The organism is Halobacillus faecis (assembly GCF_007991335.1).
Lineage (GTDB): Bacteria > Bacillota > Bacilli > Bacillales > Halobacillaceae > Halobacillus > Halobacillus faecis.
Window position 1 is genome coordinate 50,197 of record NZ_BJYD01000002.1, and the last position, 22,852, is coordinate 73,048.

The window sequence follows — 22,852 nt, forward strand, 5'->3', positions numbered from 1 at the left end:
CTATTGTACAAAAATGTCGCATCCTTGCGATTATGCGTAGGTTTTGGTATATTACAAACGGATTATAATTTAAAGTTCTTCTAAACAAATCGTTATTATTTTCTATATCATCTAATTTTATCCTATCATAAGGGATTCAAAATCTGTTCATATTTCTAATGAAAAATCGTCCGGATTTTGTGCTATACTAATGGATATGTGATAAGTTTTGAACGTTTAATGGGGGTAGATGAAATGCACATTTTAGCTATCGGTCTTAATTACAGAACAGCCCCTGTGGAAATTCGCGAGAAGCTCACATTTTCTGAGGATGAGCTGACAGAAGCCATGCAGCACCTCAATGTACAAAAGAGTGTTTTGGAAAATGTGATTATTTCTACATGCAACCGAACGGAAATCTATGCGGTTGTGGATCAAATCCACACAGGCCGTTATTATATTAAACAGTTTCTATCTGACTGGTTTGAGATCGACAAAGAAGAGTTCTCTCCTTTTCTTTCCATTTACGAAACGGATGGAGCGATTGAGCACCTGCTGCGCGTGACGTCGGGTCTGGACTCTATGGTTCTTGGAGAAACTCAAATTCTCGGTCAAATGAAGCAATCTTTTCTGCAGGCACAGGAGGCTGGAACAACAGGAACCATCTTCAATCAGTTGTTCCGTCAAGCGGTCACCATGGCGAAAAAAGGACATAAAGAGACGGAAATCGGTGAAAACGCTGTATCTGTTAGCTATGCGGCTGTAGAGCTTGCTAAAAAGATTTTTGGTGATCTAGTTCACAAGCATATCGTCATTCTGGGTGCAGGGAAAATGGGGGAATTAGCTGCCAAGAACCTTCATGGTTCCGGTGTCCGAAAAGTTTCGGTCGTCAACCGTACGTTAGCTAAAGCCCAAAACGTAGCTGGTCAATTCAACGGTCATCCGCACACGATGGACGAGCTTGAGCGTGTGTTGGAAGATGCGGATATCGTCATCAGCTCCACTGGTGCAACAGACTATGTCATTACGAAGGAAAAGATGGAACCTATTCACAAAAAACGAAAAGGAAAACCTCTCTTCTTTGTAGACATTGCTGTTCCACGAGATTTAGATCCTGCAATGGAATCTCTGGAAAGTGTCTTCCTGTATGACATTGATGACCTACAAGGGATTGTAGATGCCAATCTTGCTCTCCGGAAACAAGCTGCAAAAGAAATAGAAATCATGATTGAAGCAGAAATTGTGGAGTTTAAGCAATGGTTACAAACGATTGGTGTTGTTCCTGTAATTTCAGCTCTTCGTTCAAAAGCTTTGAATATCCAGGCAGAAACGATGAAGAGTATTGAGAGAAAGATGCCGGAATTGACCGATCGCGAACGGAAAGTATTGAGTAAACACACCAAGAGTATCATTAATCAGATGTTGAAAGAACCGATCTCTCAAGCGAAGGAAATGGCGGCACAGCCAGATTCAGAGGAAACCTTGCGTTTATTCACTCAGATCTTCGGTATAGAAGAACAAGTGAAAAAAGAGGCGGAAGAACAGGAAAAAAAGAACAACGCGAAGGTGAAGAACGATACAGAGGCCAGTGATTCCATCTCCATGATCAGCCCTGTAGCCCATTCATAAGGTGGAAGTGAAATGCTTGAATTCAAATGGGTGTACGAACTTATCCTTTTTCTATATGGTTTGAGTATCATTGGATACTTCATCGATTTTGTACAGAATAACCGGAAGGCGAATATAACTGCCTTCTGGTTACTTAGTATGGTTTGGGTTTTGCAGACCTTTTTTCTGCTCTCGCAGGTCTTTGTTAAAGATGATTTTCCAATTATGACGGTTTATGATGGATTATATTTTTATTCATGGATTTTAGTGACATTCTCTCTTATTATTAATAGACTTTTTAAAGTGGACTTCCTCGTGTTTTTTACTAATGTGGTCGGTTTCTTGATCATGATCATTCACATTTCTACGAGGGCACAAAATGTATTGGAAAACAGGGGAGTGGCTCTTGTCAATGAGTTGCTTGTCATCCATGTCAGTTTAGCGATCATTTCTTATGGTTTTTTCACTCTATCGTTTATCTTCTCCGTTATGTATTTATTGCAGTACCGCTTACTTAAGAAAAAGAAGTGGGACGCAAAATTATTCCGGCTTGGTGATTTAACAAAGCTGGATCATTTTTCTTATGTGTCCATCATATTAGGTGTCCCTTTGTTGTTAATCGCCATCATTCTCGGAGTCGTTTGGGGATATGTTTCTACGGCAGCTTTTTACTGGTATGATTCTAAGACGCTTGGATCGTTACTCGTATTAGTCGTCTATATCGTTTATTTGACGCTGAGAGTCATAAAGGGGTATCAGGGAAGAACAATTGCCATATTCAATGCAGCAGCATTCTTGTTTCTATTGATCAACTTCTTTTTATTTGGCTCTTTATCTAACTTTCATTTTTAGTATCGAGGAGGAAATGTTTTGAGAAAAATCGTCATCGGATCACGTAAAAGTAATTTAGCAATTACCCAAACAGAATGGGTAATCGATCAGTTGAAACAGATCGATCCATCTTATGAATTTGAAATTAAGAGAATATCGACGAAAGGGGATCAAATCCTTGATGTCACCCTCTCTAAAGTTGGGGGAAAAGGGCTCTTCATTAAAGAAATTGAACAGGCGATGTACGATGGAGAAATCGATATGGCGGTTCATAGTATGAAGGATATGCCGGCGGTTGTTGCAGAAGGTTTGATGGTAGCGGCTGTACCAATCCGTGAAGATCACCGTGATGCCTTTGTTTCAAATGGAAACGTTGCTCTTAAAGATCTTCCTGCTGGAGCAATCGTTGGGACGAGCAGTTTGAGACGCGGTTCTCAAATTAAGGCCGTCCGTCCAGACTTGGAAATCAAGTGGATCCGTGGAAATATTGACACACGCCTTCGTAAGTGTAAGGAAGAGGACTACGATGCGATTGTTCTCGCCGCTGCAGGCTTAAAACGCATGGGCTGGGATGATGACGTCGTAACTGAATATCTTGAGCCTGATGTCTGCGTTCCTGCTGTTGGGCAGGGAGCACTGGCGATTCAATGCCGCGAGAACGATTCAGAGTTACGCGACTTCCTTAAAAAGTTAAATCATGAGTACACAGAAACAACGGTGTCTGCTGAACGTAAATTCCTTCATGATCTGAATGGAGGTTGTCAGGTTCCAATCGGTGGTTATGCCTACCGTAAAGGGGAGGAGATCGTTTTAACGGCGCTTGTCGGCACACCTGATGGAAAAACCATTTTACATGAAACGGTTTCAGGTACAGATCCCATTGAAGTTGGAAAAGAAGCAGCCGATCGTTTGAAAGCTCAAGGAGCACAGGAGATAGTGGATCGTGCTAAAGAGGAGTATGACCAATAATGCAGCCATTGCAAGGGAAGAGAATTCTCGTGACGAGAGGACAGTCCCAAGCACGCTCATTTATTGAGAGAATAGAAGCAGAAGGTGGAGTTGTCTATCATGCTCCACTTCTCTCGTTCCAATTGAATGATTCTGAATCTCATCAAGAGATTTTGACACGACTTCACGACTATTCCTGGGTGTTTATCACAAGCGCGAATGGCGTGAAGTTTTTTTTCGAGCTTCTAAAAAGGTACGGCGTTAAGGTTCCACCACATCTAAAGTTTGCCATCATCGGATCAAAAACCGAGAAACGTTTAAGCGACTATGGATTTCAGGCTGATTTCATCCCTTCAAAATATCATGCATCTTCGATGGGGGAAGAGTTTCTAGCAAAAAAGCCTTTGCCTGGTCCCATTTTATACATAAGAGGGAGTCGTTCAAGAGACGCTCTTCCCCGCATGTTTGCGGACAAGGGTGTATTTTTCCATTCCATGACTGTATATGATACGCTACTAGTGGAAAGCAAAAAGCCTGAACTCCTTACGTGGATTCAGGAAAGAAAGATTGATGCACTAACCTTTACAAGTCCGTCGACTGTCCGCGCGTTTGTGTCTATGGTCAAGGACCAAGGTGCGGAGATTCCTTGTTTTTGTATTGGTCCGACGACAGCCAATGAAGCAGAAAAATGTGGGTTTACCAACATACATGTTCCCGAACAGTTCACGATCCCCCATCTGCTGAAACAAATGACATACTATTTTTCTAACGAAGGGAAAAGATAAATATGAAAGATTTGCAGTTCAAACGCCACCGTCGCTTGCGCCGAACGGATTCTATGAGAGCGCTTGTGAGGGAGACCCATCTTCGTACGGAAGACTTAATTTATCCGATTTTTGTTGTAGAAGGAGAAGACATCAAAAATCCTGTTGCTTCGATGCCGGGAGTCCATCAAGTCTCCCTCGATCACTTGAACGAGGAAATGGACGAGTTGGTAAGTTTGGATATTAAATCCGTTATTGTCTTTGGTGTACCAGCAGAAAAAGACGATGTAGGAAGTCAAGCCTATCATGAGGAAGGGATTGTGCAACGCGCCATCCGTCAAATCAAAAAAGATTTTCCTTCCTTAACCGTGATCGCTGATACGTGTCTATGTCAGTACACCGATCATGGTCATTGTGGAATTGTCCGTGATGGGGATATTGCCAATGATGAGTCTTTGACTTACATTACGAAAACGGCCATCACACAAGCAGAAGCAGGAGCAGATATCATTGCCCCATCGAACATGATGGATGGTTTTGTTGCGGCTATTCGTCAGGGGCTTGATGAAGCTGGCTTCAGCCATATCCCAGTTATGTCTTACGCGGTTAAATATGCTTCTTCTTTCTATGGTCCATTCCGTGATGCGGCCCACAGCTCCCCTCAATTTGGTGACCGCCGTGCCTACCAGATGGATCCAGCGAACCGTCTGGAAGCATTAAGGGAGGCAGAATCAGATGTTGAGGAAGGCGCGGATTTCTTGATTGTTAAACCAGCTCTGGCTTATCTTGACATTATGCGTGAAGTGAAAGATCGTTTCAATTTGCCATTGGTCGCCTACAATGTCAGTGGTGAATATTCTATGATCAAAGCAGCAGCCCAAAATGGCTGGGTCAATGAAGAAGAGATCGTTCTTGAAAAGCTGACCTCTATGAAGCGAGCAGGCGCGGACCTCATCATTACTTATTTTGCAAAAGATGCGGCTCGTTATTTAAATCAATAACGCGGACAGAAAGGGTGTCGTATAATGAAAACATTTGATCGTTCAAAGCAAGCTTATACAAAAGCAGTAGAATTAATGCCGGGTGGAGTGAACTCCCCTGTACGCGCATTTAAATCTGTCCAGATGGACCCGATTTTTATGGAAAAGGGTGCAGGTTCTAAACTCTATGACCTCGATGGCAACGAGTATATCGATTATGTTTTGAGCTTTGGTCCATTAATTTTAGGCCATGCCGATGAAAAGGTGACAGAAGCCTTAACTAAAGTGACAGCGAATGGTACGAGCTTCGGTGCTCCTACTGAAATGGAGAACAAATTGGCATCCCTTGTCAAAGAACGAGTACCCTCTATTGAGATGCTCCGTATGGTGAACTCAGGAACAGAAGCAACAATGAGTGCCCTTCGTGTGGCTCGCGGGTACACAGGCCGGGATAAAATCTTGAAGTTTGAAGGGAATTATCATGGCCATGGAGACTCCTTGCTGATCAAAGCAGGCTCTGGCGTAGCCACTCTTGGACTGCCGGACTCTCCTGGTGTACCGGAATCTATTGCACAAAATACGATTACCGTCCCTTACAATGACTTAGAAAGCGTTCGTTATGTTTTCGAAGAGTTTGGAGACGATTTGGCCGCTGTCATTATTGAGCCTGTCTCTGGCAACATGGGTGTCGTCCCACCAAACGAAGGCTTCTTGCAAGAGCTGAGGAAAATGACAGAAAACAATGGAACGGTCCTCATCTTTGATGAAGTGATGACTGGCTTCCGTGTTGGTTACTACAGTGCTCAGGGCCACTTTGATGTGACGCCTGACATGACTTGTCTTGGTAAAGTAATTGGAGGCGGTCTCCCAGTAGGAGCCTATGGTGGAAAGCGGGAAATTATGGAACGGGTCGCTCCCGTCGGTGATATCTATCAAGCAGGTACGCTTTCTGGAAACCCACTCGCAATGACGGCAGGTTTCGAAACGATTTCTGCAATGACGGAAGAAGCGTATGCTGCCATCAACAAAAAAGTAGACCGCTTAATTGAAGGTTACGAGCAAGCCGCTGAAAAGCACAACATTCCACTGACAGTGAACCGGGCAGGTTCCATGGTCGGTTTCTTCTTTACGAACGAACCTGTAACGAACTTTGAAACAGCCAACCAATCAGACTTGGAATTATTCACACGTTATTTCCAAGGAATGATTGAAGAAGGGGTGTATTTGCCGCCTTCTCAATTTGAAGGGCTGTTCTTATCTGTTAAACATACGGATGAAGATATCGAGAAAACGATTCAAGCGGCTGAGATAGTCTTTTCACAAATGAAAGCGAAATAATTAAAGCGCATGGGGGATGCCCCATGCGCTTTCGTTATGTATATTACTTTAACTCTCGCATAAGGTGATAATAGAGAAAAGTGTTTATTACCTTAGGGAGGGGACCGAACTTTGCAAAACAAACAAAATGTATTTTCCTTTTATTTAGATGAATCCATATGGTTCAAGGAAGGACAGGGCGTTCGAGAGTTAATCGGTATATCATTAGAACCTGAAATTACTATTGAAGAGCTTGGAGATGAGGTCCGTTTGAAAGGGACCGTCGATCTTGCAGGCGAATACATTCCAACGGGAAGCCAGGATGCACAGGATGAGAGTCCTCTTGCACCTTCTGTTCGAACCATGGATGTAGTTGAACCATTAGAAGAAGGGATTCATACATTTAACCATTCTTTTCCGGTAGAAATCACTGTGCCTTTAGAAAGAGTATCAAATTTAGAAGATGTGCTAATTGACATTGAAAGTTTTGATTACGAACTTCCAGCTAATCGTCAGCTTCGTCTTCATGCCCATGTAAACATTAACGGGCTGGAAGAAAAACAACAGGAAGCGTCAAATGAACCAACGTTCGATGAATCAGCAACGGTTGGTCCTGTCAATTTCCAACAAGAAAGTGCAAAGGAATCTCCTGTAATCCCGGAACGGGAAGCGCCTATTTTCCGAATCAATGAAGAAGAGCAGAAAGAAGAAGAGGACGACGGAAGATGGTTTTACAAAAAATCTCAAAGCTTTCCCGAGTTTTTCGGTCATGCACAGGAAAACGTTCATGCTGCACCTGAAGAGCCTTCTTATGATAGTAGTGAATGGGGCGAGGTTAGTGTAGAAGAAGTGGAGGAGTCCAGCAGCGAGGAATCCGATCAGGAAAGTGCACAGGCACCTGGTGGAATGGACGGCATCAAACAAATTTTTAAACACCTGTTCCCGAACAGAGAGGACACGTACACACAGATGAAAATGTACATTGCCCAGGAAGAAGAAACGTTGTCGTCCATAGCAGAAAAGTATGAGGTATCTGTGAAACAATTAGAACGAGTCAACGATTATAAAGACGATGTTTCACCTGGGCAGATTGTGTATATTCCGAACTAAATCCATTTATATTTGAAAGCGAGATACAAACCGAGGACCAATCCGAGTAGGAAGATATCGAACGTAGTCGGGAAGATGATGGTGCGCAGCGCCTGAAAAATAACGATAGGAAGCAAAGATTTTTCAATGACAAACAACCATGTTCTGCACCAAGGGGGCAGACGATATCGATACAAACGACTCATAAAAAGCACCTCTTTTCATAGGAGGGTAATGGCTCCTGGGCAATCTGCTCAGGGGTTTTCGCCTTTTTCTTTGATGTAGTTGACTAAATGCCTCTTTTTTATATACAATATGTAATATAGTCTTTATACGTGAAATGCTTAGATAGGGAAGAGTACATAAACAGTCCTTCAGAGAGGAAAACAAATGGTGAGAGTTTTCCAGGAATCCTGTTCATGGAAGGTCGCCCTTGATGCAGCTTCTTTGAACAATGAGTAGGAGAAGCCGGTTAGAAGCCGTTATTTTTATTTAAGTGTACAGGAATGACTTCCTGTAAATTAAAGGTGGTACCACGGAAATGAACCCTTTCGTCCTTTTTGAGGATGAAAGGGTTTTTTATTTTTATAAAGAGAATAAAAGGAGGAAGATCACATGGATCAACAAGATCTTTCAATGCCTACAAAGTATGATCCGGCCGCTGTTGAAAAGGACCGGTATCAGTACTGGGTAGATGGTAAATTTTTTGAAGCTACAGGAGATAAAAACAAGGAACCTTATACAATCGTCATTCCACCGCCGAACGTAACAGGGAAGCTGCACCTCGGTCATGCGTGGGACACGACATTACAGGATATCCTGACACGTGTGAAGCGGATGCAGGGCTATGATGTACTATGGCTTCCAGGCATGGACCATGCGGGGATTGCTACACAAGCAAAAGTGGATGCGAAACTTCGTGAAGAAGGCATCTCCCGTCATGACCTCGGCCGTGAAAAATTCCTCGAAAAATCGTGGGAGTGGAAGCATGAGTATGCGAAATTCATTCGTGCCCAGTGGGAAAAACTCGGGCTTGGACTGGACTATTCTCGTGAACGTTTTACTCTTGATGAGGGTCTTTCTGAAGCGGTTAAAGAAGTGTTTGTCACCCTTTATGAGAAAGGTCTGATTTACCGAGGAGAGTACATCATCAACTGGGACCCTGCCACCCAAACCGCTTTGTCTGATATTGAAGTGGAGTATAAAGATGTGCAAGGTGCCTTTTACCATATGCGCTACCCATTGAAAGATGAAGAAGGCACGATTGAGATTGCGACGACACGTCCGGAGACGATGCTTGGGGATACAGCCATTGCGGTGCACCCGGAAGATGATCGCTACAAGCACCTGATCGGTAAAAAAGCGATTCTGCCGATTGTCGGCCGTGAAATCGAAATTGTAGCTGATGATTATGTCGATATGGAGTTTGGTTCTGGTGCTGTGAAAATTACTCCAGCGCACGACCCTAACGACTTTGAGATCGGTAACCGTCACAACTTGGAACGAATCCTTGTTATGAATGAAGACGGAACGATGAATGAGAACGCCGGCAAGTACAAAGGCATGGATCGTTTTGAATGCCGGAAACAAATCGTGAAGGATTTACAAGCGGACGGTGTTCTCTTTGAAATCGAAGAACACATGCACTCGGTTGGTCACTCTGAGCGAAGCGGGGCAGTCGTTGAACCTTATCTTTCCACACAATGGTTTGTTGATATGAAACCACTTGCTGATGCTTCCATCGATTTGCAAAAGGGAGACGATCAAGTACAGTTTGTCCCGGATCGATTTGAAAAGCCATATCTACACTGGATGGAGAATACAAGAGATTGGTGTATTTCCAGACAATTATGGTGGGGTCACCGTATACCAGCCTGGTACCATAAAGAAACTGGCGAAGTATATGTGGGCAAGGAAGAACCGAAAGATCCAGAAAACTGGAAGCAGGATGAAGATGTGCTTGATACTTGGTTCTCCTCCGCCCTCTGGCCTTTCTCGACAATGGGGTGGCCAGATGAAAATAGTGAAGATTATAAGCGCTACTTCCCAACCAATGTACTCGTTACAGGATATGACATCATTGGCTTCTGGGTTAGCCGTATGATTTTCCAATCGCTTGAATTTACGAATGAGCGTCCATTTAATGATGTTCTTATTCACGGACTTGTTCGTGATGCAGAAGGACGTAAGATGAGTAAATCGCTTGGAAATGGTGTCGATCCGATGGATGTCATCGATAAATACGGGGCCGATTCTCTTCGTTATTTCTTGTCCACAGGATCATCTCCTGGTCAGGACTTGCGCTTCCACTGGGAGAAGGTAGAATCAACGTGGAACTTTGCTAATAAGATCTGGAACGCTTCTCGTTTTGCCTTGATGAACATGGGTGATTTGAAATATGAAGATATTGATATCACTGGTGAAAAATCAGTAGCTGATCAATGGATTTTGACTCGTCTCAACCAAACCATTGAGCATGTGACAACAAACATTGATAAATATGAATTCGGGGAAGCTGGCCGTCACCTTTACAACTTCATTTGGGATGACTTCTGTGATTGGTATATTGAAATGGCGAAGCTGCCATTGTATGGAGAAGACGAAGGGCGTATCCATACGACCCGTTCCATTCTTGCGTACACACTCGATCAGACGATGCGGATGCTTCATCCATTTATGCCTTTCATTACAGAAGAAATCTGGCAGCACCTTCCTCATGAAGGTGAGTCCATTACCCAGGCATCATGGCCGGTGGTAAGGGAAGATTTCCATAATGAAGAAGCGGTGGAAGAGATGAATCGTCTTGTTTCCATCATCCGTTCTGTTCGTAATATCCGCTCAGAAGTGGATACACCGATGTCCAAAGAGATCCAGCTGATGATCCAGGCAAAAGACGATGCGATCGTCAATGAACTTGAGAAGAACCGCGACTATTTAGAGAGGTTCTGCAACCCTAGTGAATTGACGATTGCCACAGACTTGCAGGCCCCTGAAAAAGCGATGTCTGCTGTCATTACAGGAGCGGAATTGTATCTTCCATTAGCTGGCTTGATCAATATCGAAGATGAAATCAAGCGTCTTGAGAACGAATGGAAGAAATGGGATCAGGAAGTCACACGTGTTCAAAAGAAACTTTCCAATGAAGGTTTCGTAAGTAAAGCCCCAGAACATGTCGTTGAAGAAGAACGCAAAAAAGAAACAGACTACCTGGATAAGCGTGCTAAAGTAGAAGCGCGAATCAAAGAGTTAAAAGCATAATGGAGGAGGAGGGTATTCTACGGAGTACTCTCCTTTTTTGAAAAGAGGGAATAGAACATGCAGTATGAGGAAGCCATTGATTGGATTCACTCCAGAGAGAAATTTAAAGTGAAGCCAGGTTTGAAGCGGATGGAATGGATGATGGAGAGGCTCGATCACCCAGAGAAAAAATTCAAAGCTGTTCATATCGCAGGAACGAACGGAAAAGGGTCCACCCTCTCTTTTCTTCGGCATATCCTTCAACAGCAAGGGATGTCTGTTGGCACCTTCACTTCTCCTTACATAGAGAAGTTTAATGAGCGAATCAGTGTGGATGGCCAAGCTATTCCAGATAAAGTTTTGGCTGAATTAGCTTTTAGAGTCAAACCTCTATCTGAAGAATTAAAACAAACGTCTTTAGGTGAACCTACAGAATTTGAAATTATAACAGCCATGGCCATGTTGTATTTTTCTGAGGCTTCCCTTGATTTTGTGATCATTGAAACAGGTTTGGGAGGAAGGTTTGATTCAACGAATATCCTAACTCCTGTTCTATCCGTTATTACGAATATTGGACATGATCATATGAATGTTCTTGGGTCTACAATTGAAGAAATCGCTGAAGAAAAAGCGGGGATCATCAAGCCTTCCATCCCTGTAGTTACTGCGGTTAAGCAGCAGGAAGCCATAAATATGATTACCAACAAAGCAAGGTCATGTCATTCAAAGATGTTCAGACTTGGAGATGATTTTGATGTCGTCCATCAGGATAGCAGGAAGGAAGGCGAGAAGTTTGTTTTCTCAAATGAATCGTTCCATTCTCAGGCCTATGTAAGTCCAATGAAAGGACCTCATCAGGTAGAAAATGCGGCTTTAGCTATTCAATCTGCAGAAGTGTTAAGGTCTCTTGGGGTTCAAATAGACCGAAGTCTTTATGAAAAAGGAATTGCATCTACCCGATGGCCCGCGAGGTTCGAGAAAATGAAGGACAAGCCTTTGACGATTATAGATGGCGCTCATAATGAAGAGGGGACGAGTGCTCTTGTTGAAACGGTGAAGCGTCATTACTCTGGCAAGTATATTGTTCTCGTTTATTCTGCACTGGAAGACAAGCCTGTGAAAAAAATGTTAAGACAGCTGGAGAGTGTTGTCGACAAAGCTTATATGACAACTTTTGAATTTCCGAGAGCTTTAAAAGGCCATGAGCTTGCTGAGTACTCTCCGATTAAAGAGACAATCGCTGTTGAAGATTTCAGGCAGGCCATTCGTAACGCCTCTATCGATGTTGGAGAAGAGGGTATCCTGCTTATTACGGGATCGCTGTATTTTATTTCCCAGGCGAGGAAATATTTTGAATGTAATGAAAATTTATGCTAGTATAGGAATGTTCTGAATATTCTTTTGGTTAATAGTATAGGTCCTTGGGGCGGGGTGGTAGGATGACGAAGCAAAAGAAATATGTAGTTTGGATGGTATGGGCATCGATATGGCCAGCTAGTTTAGTTTACTTGTACTTGTGGTTATCCCCCGTATTAGAAGGAAACAGGATCGAGATTGTTGCGTTTATCATCCTTGCTTCCATCGTAGCTTTATTTCCGCTGCAAATCGGAGACCACCCCGTATTTTTTACGCAGGGAATCGCATTTGCAGTTTTTTTATACTATGGACTTTTCATAGAAATTATCGTTTCTCAAGTGGCTATTTTAGCATTAATGGCAAAAATGAGGCTTGGTAGAACAAACCTTCATCGATTGCCCATTAACTTGTTTATGTTTTTACTAATATCCGTAGTGTCCGCTGGGATCTATTATGCTCTAGGTGGAACGCACGGGCCATCAGCTGTGAGTGATATCGGGGATGCCATCCCCATCGTGAGTTATGCACTTTCACAAATTGTGCTCAACCAATTCTCAATTAAATTTGTAGCCAATGTACTATATAAAAAAGAGATTAAATGGAACGACAGAGGCTTTGTCTGGGAACTACTGACATCGGGTCTTGTCCTGCCCATTGGTTTTGTGCTTTATATCGTTTATACAGAATTCGGCATGAGTGCGATTTTCTTTGTCGGTATTCCTTTCGTTTTCATTTCAGGGATGATGATGCTTTACCACAACAGTAATCAAGTGAATACATATTTAAGAGAGACGAGTATTATCGGGCATGAACTGACGGGAAAACTCGGAGTCAAAGAAGTGCTTGATGTCTTCGTCGATCGATTGAGTAAACTGCTTCCTGTGGATTATATTTATGTGTATGATGTTAAAAAAGACAAACGGTTGGAGCTGATTCGTTTTTTTGATCGCTCCGGTGAAATCGATTTTCCTAATATCCAACTTTCCATGGGTCAAAGCATCAGTGGCAATACATGGAAGGGAGGGGAAAGCGTCTTCTATAAAAAGAAATCAGAATGGTCCCACTTAGAAAATCAATATACGCCTGACCGCGCTGAAACGGTCTTGTCTGTACCTGTAGAAAGAAACGGGGAAATTGTTGGAGTCATTACAATCTACTCCACCAAAAAGAGAGCTTTCCTGCAGTTTCAGTTTATGATCGTAAATATACTGGGCAACTATTTAGGTGTGGCGATCGATAATGCCAGGCACTATGAGAAAACAAAAGCAGAAAGTGAGCGTTGTGCACTTACGGGCTTATACAATTATCGATTCTTTGAGGACCACATTGTGAACGTTTTTGAAATCAATCAACAGCAAGAGAATGTAGAACCCATTTCCCTCGTTTTATTGGATATTGATCACTTTAAGCGTGTGAACGATACATACGGACATGAAAGTGGCAATGAAATCCTTGCTTCATTAGCGAAGAGGCTCCATGAGATAGTACCTGAACATGGCACACTAGCGAGGTATGGAGGAGAAGAATTTGTGCTTCTTTTGCCGGGATATCATCAAGAGGAAGCTTTAGAAACGGCCCATTCTATACGCTCACACATCACACAAAAACCGTTTCTTTCCCACTTACATATCCATGAATCAAAAGAGCCTGTCTCTGTATTTGTTACAGCAAGTATTGGTGTAGCTACGTATCCTGATCATTGTGAAGAAGCATTTGATTTAATTCGTCAAGCAGATCGAGCGATGTATATTGGGGCAAAACAAAGAGGGAGAGATCGTGTAGCAAGTTACAAGGAACTCATTCAAACTGTTCAATGATTATTATTGAACAGTTTTTTTGTGTACATAGTGGGTAATTTGTCGAATTCTCACAGGACAAAGTCCTATATATACGTTATAATTTTGATATTAGATGTGAGTTGGGAGAGAAGGCGAATGCCTGATTTTAGGAAGGAGAATGCATTCTCACTAGTAGAAGTTGTTGTTGCTATGGCTTTGCTTCTTGTCGTATTCATTGTCTCTACACAAATGGTCATGAATACAATGACACAATCCAATACGATTGATGCGGACTTTACGACCATGGAAATTGCTGATGGTTTATTGAAAACCTATCAATCTAAATCTCTGGAAGATTTGGAAGATGAGAAAGGCAAGGGGGAAATAGTAGTGAACATCCCTGAACTGCTGGAATTGCCGTCGGCCTCAAGCGTCGAACAATATGAAGGTCGAGTACTGGTGACTGATCCTGATAAGACGAGTTTGAGTGACTACTTAACAAAAATTGTCGTTACAGTGTCGTCAAACAATAAGGAGACTCGATTAGAAGGATATGTTGAGCGATGAATATCAAAAGCGAAAAAGGGATGACATTGGTAGAACTTCTTGCAGTCATCAGTCTCTCTATGATTGTTATGGTAGCTGCTTATCATGCGTTCTACTTCGTCACAGGTGCCGTTGAAAAGTCCTCTACAAAAACCGAACTAAGAAAAGAAGCGAATATCCTCATCTTAAGCTTAGAAGAACACTTGATCAATGTGGATTCAATTGAAATCCAAAACGATGACCCAACAACCTTTCAAACTTTCGAAGCAACCTCGACTCGTTTAAATGGCATGGACAAAGATTCAACTTTTGCTTACATAGAAGAAACAACAGACGTCTCCATTCAGAATGGTCATTTATTTATCGACGATATTCAGCAAAATGCTGATGATATGGACTTATCTAATACAACATTCGAGCTTGATGGTGAAAAGTTGACGGTCCATTTAGAAATTTTTAAAGAAAATACAGATGAAACCTACAACCTGGTAAAAATCTTTCGCCTTGGGACTGAGTGATGATAATGAGAAACCTTTTTAAAAATGAAGATGGCTATGTCCTTGTTACCGTGCTAATTATGTTTGTCATCTTTAGTATCTTAGGATTGAGTTTGATGAGTTATACGATCGGTTCTCAACGATTTTCTTCTGCCAATACTGATTTTATCGAGACAAAAGCGGACGCTGAAATGATCGTACAGGAAGCTCAGGCCCATATCATGAAGGGTGTCGATGAAATCAATGATGATCTTTCAGAAGCGACTCCTGGTTTAGGCGGGGTGATTAGTAAAATTAACCGTGTGATTCATCAAGCAGAGCAAGAGTTAGGTGAGGATGGTTTCATTAAGAAGAAGATCCTAAAAGACGGAGAGAATGGTGTTTTTTTACAAAGGATTGACATAGAGGTTGATGTTGAAGGTTCGAATAAAACGTTAGTCCGTACATTTACGATTTCTACAATTGCGGATGTATTCAGGTATGGGGCTGTTACCCCTGGAGATATGAAGTTGAATGGTGCGCCTTTTATTAAGGGAGATGTCTTTGTTGGTAATGATTTAAGGCTGCATGATGAGGCCAATTTTATAGCAAATGCCTATAGCCTTTGGGCTGAAACTTCATACCCATCGATCCAGGGGGACTTGGCAGTCAAGGGACAGTATGAGATCCCGGGCTGGCTTTGGGATTGGGAAATTTCAGAAGAGGAATTGGACGCCTACTTTGAAATGAAACCTAGGATAGTAGATGAAAACCCTGATGTTGCCCCGCTAAAGGTATTAGAGTATATTAATCAGAAAAAAAATGACCCAATGAGCAAGATTAACGCGAGAGGGTATCCTGGCAATATAGAAGAGATTGAAGGCTATCAGGTCATCAAAAAAGGTTATGAAAGACAAGGGAAGTCTCCGAAAGCTCCCGATCGGTTTTATGGAGATACCTATATCCGTGGTGATCTCAAATTAACAGGGTCTACCTTAAAAGTGGATGGGAACTTGATCGTGGATGGGAACATAACAATTGAACCGGATGGAAATGATGAGTCATCACTCACTGTTGATGGATCTATTTATGTTCATGAAAATGCGACCTTAACTGGAACCATCCTATTGCCAGAAGGAAAGTTTATGTATATCAATGGATATCCCACAAATGAAAATTGTAATGGAAACAACTCTAAAAATAATAAATGCGGGATTGATATCAGCAATCTGACTTTTCAAGGAAGCCTCTACACAAATCATGAGATTGATATAAGAGAAGACTTAAATATGAACGGGACACTTTACACTCGGTTGGGAGGACGTATAGAAAACTTGTCCAACGAAAGTGGTGGAACACTCGTTGTAGTAAGTGAAGGGGAATTAAGAATCGCGAATAATAATTTGTATAACAATGAACCGAAAACAATAAATGCCTTTTTTTATACGAACAGCCATTTAGATATCTACGGGGTCGGCTCAAACTTGAAGATCCTAGGAGGCGTATATGGAAGAAATGTAACATTAAATGCTGTAAAAGGATCGTCCAGTAACAATTATTTCCCTGGTTCCACCAACTTCTCAACTAACCGTGATCCATTGTATGTCCAGAATAATCAAGATTCTATTAATCCACAATTATCAAGGCTGACCATAGAGTATGCTCAAGGACTTATTCTAAATCCACCTGATGGGATACCTACCGTTGAAAAAGTAACAGTAAAAGAAATCGATCAACACTTTTATAGTCAATAAAGGAAGGAGGCAACGCAGTGACAGATCTACTAATATGGCTAGCAACCATTGCTATTGCATTTATCATTCTTCGATATATTCCATTGCAATTAGCTATGAAAGGCCGGATGATTTTGTGGCTTACAGGGGCTTTAATTAGCTCATTAGCGCTGCTTGCTACAATTACCTATACGTTCTGGATGGGGATCTTTGCTGTGCTTACCCTTGGTGTTGTATGTGCAATCCTACTACAGGAGAAAGCATCCCACGTCTTTGAGGATAGACAAGAACTCACCAGCGATCCATCAGGTGTGCAAAAGAGTCACCTTGATAGCGGGGGGGATGAAGAGGTGCAACCTAACGAAAGTGGTGAAGGGCATATTTTAGAGGATGAAGATTTGTCAGAAGTTACACCCCCTCTGTCTGATAGAGAATCTCAACAAGAGGACCATTCTCTATATGAAGACTATGAAAAGAAGGAAGAACAAAAAGGAATTCCCGCTATTGAAGTAGGAGACGAAAAATCTTTGCCGTACATAGACACTGAAGTTGACTTGGACGAGCATAATGAAGTCATTCAAGAGAATGAACAACCAACTTCGAATGTCCAAGATATAGAAATGCTAGATGATAAGCTCAGCTATACCGACGATGCTGATGAAGGCTTTCTATTAGACGAAGAGATTGCGCAGTTAAGAATAAAAGAAGAAAGTATAGTCATTGGGGAAGGACTTGAGGAATCCGAGGTTGATACAGAAGAAGAGTTAATGGCGGAAAGGAACCTCCAACTAGACATTGGAGAGAATGCTTTCGGACTTGAACCTGTGCAAGTCGAAGAGCTTCCGAATGATATGGAGGATATAGACGATAGGATCGAGGAAGAAAATATTGAATCTGAAGAAGATGTCATGAATGAAATCAACAAACCAACAGATTCTGACAAAGATATTACCCGGGAAATGACCGATCAGGAAAAAGAAATACCTCCAAGTAATCAGGAGGAACATATTCAATCATCCACCAATTATGATTTGGAATCGGATATTGAAGATAACGAGGACAGTCTTGCTCTCAAAGAAGGTCCAGTGGAAATATTGGTGGCAGATGAAACGCTAAGGAAACAGCTCCTTGATTTAATGATTAAGAAAATAGAATATATGGAAGCACAAATGACAGGAGTTGAGTATGAAAATTGTGTTAAAGCTCATCTATCTGAGAACCTACCAGATTTGGAATACTACTCTGTCTCTAAATACTTAATAAAGTATTATATCAAGTACGAAAAATCAGATGAGCTTGAATTATTTGTTGGTGAGTTGATTGAAAGGTTCGCATCATACTCCCTGCTTGTCGAAGAGTTAAGGTATGTACTGAAACAACAAGGTCAATTTATAAAACAATGATGGGTGTGTAGGAAGGTATGAAAAAAAGCGTAGAAATTATCGGTTTTCCAATTATAAGTATCTCGGCCGGGGAAGAGATCGGCAAAGTGAAGTCAATCGTAATCAATCCAGAAAAAGGTTCTGTAGATTTTTTGACGGTAGAGCATGAAGACTGGCAGGTAAGTGTCAAGGCAATTCCATTCCAAAAAATCATCGGAATCGGAGAATATGCGATTACGGTTGAAAGCAGTCATTCCATATTGGATTTAAATGAGATTCCGATTGCGAATCAATTGATTAATAAAAAGGTTTCTATTACAGGAGCTCGAGTAATGACGAGAGTCGGAGAGTTAGTTGGAGAAATTACGGAGTACTATGTTAACGAAACGAATGGACAAATCATCTCTGTAGATGTGAGTACAGCTGAGCAAAACAACTTTGAAGTCTCTTCGGAGTATATTATTACCTATGGTGAAAACCTGATCATCCTAAATGAAGAGTTTTCAACAAGAGAAGTGGAAACTAGGGAAGTGGAGAAAGCTCCCTCACAAGTAGAATCAAAGAAAACCCTTCACTTCTCTACAACCGCTAACCAAGAGCGTGTGGATGATCTCGACCGTAAGCAGGATGAATTGCTGGAAGGGAAACAAGCGACAAAAAATATCGTAAATTCCCAAGGGGAGACCGTTGTTACAAAAGGCGCGGTCTTGACTAAATCTGAAATTGATCAATTAAAGCAGTACGGTCCGAGTGTCATGGTCGAATTGAGCATGAATGTAAAGTAATTTAAATAGATCCAGAGGAGGTGTTAAACGTTGAAACAATCATTGAATCTAAAGCTGCTTTCTTTAGTAGTTGCTGTTGGGATGTCGATGTTTCTTTTTACAATCGGTAGTTCAGCAGCTATTCAATACGTCACCACTGGAAAACACCTCCCGGAGAATACAGTGATTGCTTCTGTTAACGTCTCAGAAAAAAGTAGGGGAGAAGCAGTTCAACTGCTCTCAGAGAAGGTACAAAACTGGAAAGACAATCATTCGATTGTTGTCAAGGTGGATGGGAAGGAACTGACCGTTGATACGGAAATGATTCAATTCGATGTAGCATCAACGGTTGAACAAGCAATGAATACAACCATTCGTGATATCCAGGTGACCATTGATGAGTCTTATTTGAAGGATTTGAAATCATATATGGATGTTTCTCTCGCTGCGGAGTTTTCGGAAGGACAATTCATTGAAACTCTGAAAAGAGATGCAGCACAAATGGTGGATTCACCTCTAGAGTATGTCGCTTATGACTTTGTGAAAGGGAATGCGGCATCACTATATGAAAGCATAGGTGGGCAAATGGTCGTGATTCCACAAGAAGCGAGTATGGAACGAGCGGTACAGTTGTTTGATGGAGAAGAGTTTGAAGATGGGACCGTCTTTTCGTTCAACCGCTTGTTAAATCGTGATGGAATTTACGATGAAGTTTCCCTCGATGTGCTGGCATCTGGGATTTATGGAGCGAGTGTTAAGGCAGGGATGATTATACAGGAAAGACATATCAGTCACCGATTGCCGGAGTACTCAGAAATAGGTATGGAAGCGAATGTAGACCTGAAACAAGGTCAGGACTTGAAAGTGTACAACCCTTTCTCCGGGGACTATCAGTTGTCTGTAAGTGTAGAGGGTGGAAATCTTGAGGTTCAATGGGTCGGGTACCCGACAACCTCTGACTTTCATGTTCAGTTGTTGGATCGTGAAGAAATATCACCTAAAACAATCATTCAATATTCCTCTCTTGTAAATGATGAGACATTTAACCTCTTACAAGAAGGAGAAGATGGTCAGGTCGTATCGGTTTATCGGATCGACAGGTCTTTATCCGATGGAGCAGAGGAGTTTATTTCAGAAGACTATTACCCACCGGTAGCCAGAGTGGAAGAGCACCCTCCTGATTCAGAGGGGAGTTCAGCAGAGAATTTTGAATCGGAAACAGGAGACAATCGCTCTAATTCTGAAGATGAAGAATATAGTGCCGAAGAAGATGACGGGGAAGGGAAATCCAGTGATTCTAAGTCATTGCAGAAAAATGAGGATGGGATCTGGGAAGTCGTTCCTGATGGAGAATCTAAGTGATAGAAGAAAAAGGGTGAGCTGGTCATGATCAAGAGAAAAAGGTTAGGCGATTTGCTAAAAGACGCGGGAATTATTGAAGAGAACCAGATCCAGGAAGCTTTGGAAAGCAAAAAGCCGACCCAGAAGCTTGGTGACGTACTTGTAGAAAAAGGTTACGTAACAGAAAAGCAATTGATTGAAGTGTTAGAATTCCAACTGGGTATACCACACGTTTCTTTGTTTCATTTTCCTATTGATCCGAATGTGATCAGCATAGTAAGTAAAGAATTTGCCCTTCGGAACCTCCTTGTTCCTATTCAACGGAAAGGGGAGGAGTTGACTGTAGCCATGGCTGATCCGATGGACTATTTTTCTATCGATGATCTGAAAATATCTACGGGTTTTAAAATTTCTCCTGTCATTGCAACGAAGCATGAAATTCTCCAAGCCGTTAACCGCCATTATAATTTGAATGATTCGAGTCTCGATGAAAATGAAGAAGACACGGATGAAGCACCTGCGATTAAATTAGTGGACCAGTTACTCCAAGCGGGTGTCCAACTTAAGTCGAGTGATATCCATATTGACCCTCAAGAATCACGGGTTTTGATCCGATACAGGATCGATGGTGTGTTAAGGACGGAACGCACGTTACCGAAGTCTTTCCAAAACAGTCTGATCGCCCGTGTGAAGATCATGGCTAATCTAAACATTACTGAAAACCGGTTGCCACAGGATGGGCGGATCAAAACAAACGTTGATCGGTCACCGGTTGATTTAAGAATCTCCATCCTTCCTACAGTCTATGGTGAAAAAGTCGTCATTCGGATCCTTGACCTTTCGAATGCATTGAGTTCAATCGAAGACCTTGGCTTTAACAAGATCAATGCACAGAAATATAAGCAATTGATTGAGCAGCCCTCTGGACTCATCTTAATCACAGGTCCTACGGGTTCGGGAAAATCTTCAACGCTTTATGCATCCTTGAATCGCTTAAATACAGACGATGTCAACATCATCACGGTAGAGGATCCTGTTGAGTATCAAATCGAAGGACTGAACCAAGTCCAGGTAAACACATCCATTGGATTAACCTTCTCTAAAGGACTCCGCTCGATTTTACGTCAGGACCCTAATATCGTGATGGTCGGTGAGATTCGGGATTCAGAAACAGCAGAGATTGCCATTCGTGCTTCTCTCACGGGGCACTTAGTTTTGAGTACGTTACATACGAACAGTGCGATAGCGACAATCCCTCGTTTATTCGATATGGATGTAGAGCCTTATCTAGTCGTTTCTTCCTTATCGGGCGTGGTCGCACAACGGTTAGTCAGGAAAATTTGCCGGGATTGCAGGCAGGCACATGCACTGACAGAGATGGAGAAAAGACAGTTTCAAAAACGTGGAATGACGGCAGATACCATCTACAAAGGATCGGGTTGTGACAGCTGTCAAAATACAGGATACCGCGGCCGTATGGCTATTCAAGAAGTGTTAGTTATTGATGATGAAATCCGGACGATGATGATGAACAATGGCAGTATGGACCAAGTCCGGCGTTACGCATTGAAGCAGGGCATGCTTTTCTTATTAGATGATGGTTTGTTGAAAGTAAAGCAGGGACTGACGACGTTAGAAGAGGTGCTTCGCGTCGCAAAAGTCGACTAGCGAGGTGGTAAGACGTGAAAGATAAATTTAATCAGCTCCTGACGGTTGCGAACGAATATGAGGCCTCCGATATTCATTTGACAGTTGGAGTGCCTCCGATATTCCGGATCCACGGTCAGTTAAGGAAGTATGGGAAAAACCCATTAAAACCAGTAGATACGGACGGGATGGCGAAGGCGATCTTATCTGAGGATTTACACCAACAGTTGGTGAGTAACCGTGAAGTGGATGTATCGTATGGGATTGCAGGCGTTTCAAGGTTTCGGATAAATATTTACTATCAAAGGAATTGTCTGTCGATGGCGGTTAGGATTGTTCCACGAGAGATTCCTTCGATTGAAGACCTCCATATGCCACAAGTATTAAAGAAGATCAGCAGCTACGCCCAAGGGCTTGTTCTCGTCACCGGCCCAACAGGATCAGGGAAATCTACGACCCTCGCTTCGATGGTTGATTACATTAACCAATCCGCTCGTAAGCATATCATCACTCTGGAGGATCCCATTGAGTACACCCATAACCATAAAAATTGCATTGTAGATCAGCGGGAAGTCGGATTCGATACAAGAAATTTTGCGAATGGTTTACGTTCATGTCTTCGTCAGGATCCTGATGTGATTTTGGTTGGGGAGCTACGGGACTTTGAGACAATCTCAACAGCACTGACGGCGGCCGAGACCGGTCACCTTGTATTCGGGACCTTACATACGACGAATGCCCCAGACACAATCGATCGTATTATTGATGTTTTTCCACCAAACCAGCAAGGGCAGGTGAGGGTCCAGCTTGCAAACGTTTTGCAGGCGATTGTTTCTCAGCGCTTATTCCGTCGTTTAGATAAAAAGGGGAGAAGAGCTGCGGTTGAAATTCTGTTGAATACACCTGCAGTAAAAAATCTGATTAGAGTTGAGAAGATACACCAAATTGAAAATGTGATGCAAACCTCTAAGGCTCAGCACATGCAAACGCTCGAGATGTCAATCCAGGAATTGCTTAAAGAAAAAGTCATTGATGAACGTGATGCGGCGCCATACTTGAAAGAAGGGGGCTTATAG

19 protein-coding genes and 1 other annotated feature are annotated in these 22,852 nt (G+C 42.3%); of the genes, 18 read left to right on the top strand and 1 reads right to left on the bottom strand.

The genetic code is table 11. From position 1 onward, the window contains the following. Nucleotides 1-234: 234 nt before the first annotated feature. From hemA to HFA01_RS00795, 7 genes are all read left to right on the top strand, one after another. The gene (gene hemA / locus HFA01_RS00765; RefSeq protein ID WP_146812668.1) at nt 235-1,608 is read left to right on the top strand and encodes a glutamyl-tRNA reductase; all 1,374 of its coding nucleotides are present in this window, start codon (nt 235-237) and stop codon (nt 1,606-1,608) included. A 12-nt stretch (nt 1,609-1,620) separates the two neighbouring features. Beyond that, complete coding sequence (locus HFA01_RS00770) at nt 1,621-2,439, top strand: cytochrome c biogenesis protein (RefSeq protein WP_146812670.1); 819 nt, start codon at nt 1,621-1,623, stop codon at nt 2,437-2,439. 18 nt (nt 2,440-2,457) lie between these two features. Then, the gene (gene hemC / locus HFA01_RS00775) at nt 2,458-3,387 is read left to right on the top strand and encodes a hydroxymethylbilane synthase (protein ID WP_146812671.1); all 930 of its coding nucleotides are present in this window, start codon (nt 2,458-2,460) and stop codon (nt 3,385-3,387) included. Next, nucleotides 3,387-4,151 (top strand): uroporphyrinogen-III synthase, encoded by a 765-nt coding sequence (locus tag HFA01_RS00780; RefSeq protein ID WP_146812673.1) that lies wholly within the window; start codon nt 3,387-3,389, stop codon nt 4,149-4,151. The genes hemC and HFA01_RS00780 overlap by 1 nt, the downstream gene beginning before the upstream one ends. A gap of 2 nt (nt 4,152-4,153) precedes the next feature. Further along, nucleotides 4,154-5,131: a porphobilinogen synthase gene (gene hemB / locus HFA01_RS00785; protein ID WP_146812675.1), complete on the top strand. Its 978-nt coding sequence runs from the start codon at nt 4,154-4,156 to the stop codon at nt 5,129-5,131. A 24-nt stretch (nt 5,132-5,155) separates the two neighbouring features. Continuing rightward, nucleotides 5,156-6,448 (top strand): glutamate-1-semialdehyde 2,1-aminomutase, encoded by a 1,293-nt coding sequence (gene hemL / locus HFA01_RS00790; RefSeq protein ID WP_146812676.1) that lies wholly within the window; start codon nt 5,156-5,158, stop codon nt 6,446-6,448. A gap of 111 nt (nt 6,449-6,559) precedes the next feature. After that, complete coding sequence (locus tag HFA01_RS00795) at nt 6,560-7,537, top strand: LysM peptidoglycan-binding domain-containing protein (protein ID WP_146812678.1); 978 nt, start codon at nt 6,560-6,562, stop codon at nt 7,535-7,537. Here the strand turns inward: HFA01_RS00795 and HFA01_RS00800 are convergent. Next, the gene (locus tag HFA01_RS00800; RefSeq protein ID WP_089652686.1) at nt 7,534-7,722 is read right to left on the bottom strand and encodes a YszA family small membrane protein; all 189 of its coding nucleotides are present in this window, start codon (nt 7,720-7,722) and stop codon (nt 7,534-7,536) included. The genes HFA01_RS00795 and HFA01_RS00800 overlap by 4 nt on opposite strands. Nucleotides 7,723-7,852: 130 nt before the next feature. Next, nucleotides 7,853-8,078: a binding site (T-box leader), on the top strand. 53 nt (nt 8,079-8,131) lie between these two features. Between HFA01_RS00800 and HFA01_RS00805 the strand changes: the two genes are divergently transcribed. The 11 genes from HFA01_RS00805 to HFA01_RS00855 all read left to right on the top strand — a co-directional run bounded on the left by HFA01_RS00805 (nt 8,132) and on the right by HFA01_RS00855 (nt 22,852). After that, on the top strand, nt 8,132-10,774 hold the full coding sequence (locus HFA01_RS00805) for a valine--tRNA ligase (RefSeq protein WP_146812680.1): 2,643 nt from the start codon (nt 8,132-8,134) through the stop codon (nt 10,772-10,774). Nucleotides 10,775-10,831: 57 nt separating this feature from the next. Continuing rightward, on the top strand, nt 10,832-12,130 hold the full coding sequence (locus tag HFA01_RS00810) for a bifunctional folylpolyglutamate synthase/dihydrofolate synthase (RefSeq protein ID WP_146812681.1): 1,299 nt from the start codon (nt 10,832-10,834) through the stop codon (nt 12,128-12,130). A gap of 62 nt (nt 12,131-12,192) precedes the next feature. Further along, nucleotides 12,193-13,926, top strand: coding sequence for a sensor domain-containing diguanylate cyclase (locus HFA01_RS00815; protein ID WP_146812683.1), 1,734 nt, complete (start codon nt 12,193-12,195; stop codon nt 13,924-13,926). Between the two features lie 117 nt (nt 13,927-14,043). Further along, nucleotides 14,044-14,454, top strand: a complete 411-nt coding sequence (locus HFA01_RS00820) for a PulJ/GspJ family protein (RefSeq protein WP_146812684.1) — start codon at nt 14,044-14,046, stop codon at nt 14,452-14,454. Next, on the top strand, nt 14,451-14,951 hold the full coding sequence (locus tag HFA01_RS00825; RefSeq protein ID WP_146812685.1) for a PulJ/GspJ family protein: 501 nt from the start codon (nt 14,451-14,453) through the stop codon (nt 14,949-14,951). Before HFA01_RS00820 ends, HFA01_RS00825 begins: the two co-directional genes overlap by 4 nt. Nucleotides 14,952-15,046: 95 nt before the next feature. Beyond that, nucleotides 15,047-16,663, top strand: coding sequence for a bactofilin family protein (locus HFA01_RS00830; protein ID WP_146812687.1), 1,617 nt, complete (start codon nt 15,047-15,049; stop codon nt 16,661-16,663). 17 nt (nt 16,664-16,680) lie between these two features. Then, nucleotides 16,681-18,045 carry a hypothetical protein gene (locus HFA01_RS00835; protein WP_146812688.1) on the top strand — a complete coding sequence of 455 codons (1,365 nt, stop codon included), beginning with the start codon at nt 16,681-16,683 and terminating at the stop codon, nt 18,043-18,045. Nucleotides 18,046-18,062: 17 nt separating this feature from the next. After that, nucleotides 18,063-18,809: a PRC-barrel domain-containing protein gene (locus tag HFA01_RS00840; protein ID WP_146812690.1), complete on the top strand. Its 747-nt coding sequence runs from the start codon at nt 18,063-18,065 to the stop codon at nt 18,807-18,809. A 30-nt stretch (nt 18,810-18,839) separates the two neighbouring features. Continuing rightward, nucleotides 18,840-20,150, top strand: coding sequence for a VanW family protein (locus HFA01_RS00845; protein ID WP_146812692.1), 1,311 nt, complete (start codon nt 18,840-18,842; stop codon nt 20,148-20,150). Between the two features lie 24 nt (nt 20,151-20,174). Beyond that, the gene (locus HFA01_RS00850; RefSeq protein ID WP_146812694.1) at nt 20,175-21,797 is read left to right on the top strand and encodes a GspE/PulE family protein; all 1,623 of its coding nucleotides are present in this window, start codon (nt 20,175-20,177) and stop codon (nt 21,795-21,797) included. Between the two features lie 14 nt (nt 21,798-21,811). After that, complete coding sequence (locus HFA01_RS00855) at nt 21,812-22,852, top strand: type IV pilus twitching motility protein PilT (RefSeq protein WP_146812696.1); 1,041 nt, start codon at nt 21,812-21,814, stop codon at nt 22,850-22,852.